The organism is Eggerthella sp. 1_3_56FAA (genome assembly GCF_000185625.1).
In the GTDB taxonomy this organism is placed as follows: Bacteria; Actinomycetota; Coriobacteriia; order Coriobacteriales; family Eggerthellaceae; genus Eggerthella; species Eggerthella lenta.
In genome coordinates this window covers 516545-518066 of the sequence record NZ_GL622581.1, presented here as the reverse complement: position 1 = coordinate 518066, position 1522 = coordinate 516545, and the positions used below count along the sequence as shown (strand labels likewise).

At 69.1% G+C, this 1522-nt stretch carries 1 protein-coding gene and 1 pseudogene; both read left to right on the top strand.

From position 1 onward, the window contains the following. Positions 1 to 210: pseudogene (locus HMPREF1023_RS12520) on the top strand (16S rRNA (cytidine(1402)-2'-O)-methyltransferase); the annotation flags it as partial. An 11-nt stretch (positions 211 to 221) separates the two neighbouring features. Then, the coding region (locus HMPREF1023_RS12515) for an MATE family efflux transporter (protein WP_009306740.1) at positions 222 to 1522 on the top strand (1301 nt) is incomplete at its 3' end.

Here is a 1522-nt window from a genome sequence, read left to right as displayed (position 1 = left end):
GCGGGCATCAAGGGCGAGATCGTGCTGGTGATCGACGGCCCGAGCGAGGCCGAGGGCGCCGCCGCCGAGCAGGACGCCGAAGTCGCAGCCCGCGCCCGCGCCGCCGAGCTGAAGGCCGCCGGCGTGCGCAGCAAGGACGTCGCCCGCGCGATAGCCGAGGAGTTCGGCATCGCGCGCAACGCGGCATACGACATCTCGCTCGAGGCGTGAGGCGGCGCGCGATGGCACGCGGTGCCGGCATGGCCGGCTCGTCGTCGATGGCGCGTCCGTTCGCGCGGTACGTGTCGTTCAACGTGCTGGGCATGGTAGGCGTGTCGGTGTACATCCTGGCCGACACGTTCTTCATTGCGAATGGGGTGGGGTCGGACGGCCTCGCGGCGCTTAACTTCTCCATCGTGCTGTACACGGTGCTGCAGGCCACGGGCCTCATGCTGGGCATCGGCGCGGCAACCGAGTTCCAGGTGTGCTCCGCGTGCGGCGACCGCACGGGGGCGAACCGGGTGTTCACCACGGCGCTCGTTATGGCGGGCGTTGCCGCGGCGGTGCTGCTCGCGGTCGTGGAGGCGTTCGCGGCGCCGCTGTCGTCGCTTTTGGGGGCGGACGAGGCCACGCTTCCGCTGACCGTGACGTACCTGCGCACCATCTTCGCGTTCGCGCCGCTGTTCTTGTTGAACAACGTGCTGCTGCCGTTCGTGCGCAACGACGGCAGCCCGCAGCTGGCCATGGTCGCCATGCTGGTGGGAAGCTTCGGGAACATCGCGCTCGACGCGTTGTTCATATTCGGGTTCGGGTGGGGCATGTTCGGCGCGGCGTTCGCCACGGGGTTTGCTCCGCTCATGAGCATGGCGGTGCTGTTGATCCATTTCCTCAGGAAGCGCAACACGTTTCGGCCGGTGCGCTTGCATCTGCGCGCGCGGCTCGTGGGGCATATCGCGGCGCTCGGGTTCTCGTCGTTCGTGGTAGAGCTGTCGGGCGGGCTGGTTTTGCTGGTGCTGAACTTGGTGATCCTTGCGTTCGAGGGAACCATCGGCGTGGCGGCCTACGGGGTGGTCGCGAACTTCGCGTTCGTGGCGAGCGCCCTGTTCGTGGGCATCGCGCAGGGCATCCAGCCGCTGGCCAGCAACGCGTACGCGCGTGGCAGCGACCGCGACGTGCGCGCGGTGCTGCGCCTGGCGCTGCTGACGGCTCTCGTCATCGCGACGACGACGTACGCTGCGGTGGCGCTCGCCGCCGAGCCGCTTGCGCTCGCGTTCAATCGAGACAACGATCCGCAGCTCACGGCGCTTGCCGTGGACGGCATGCGCGTGTACTTCCTCGGGTACTTCTTCGCGGGGGCGAACATCGTGGCGGCGGCGTTCTTCAGCGCGGTGGAGAAGCCGGCGTATGGCCTGGCTATCTCCATCGTGCGCGGTCTTCCGGCCATGCTCGCGTTCGCGGCCGTGCTGGCGGCGCTGTTCGGCATGGCGGGCGTGTGGGCCACGTTCCCTGCGGCCGAGGCGGCCACGTTCGCGCTGACCGCCGT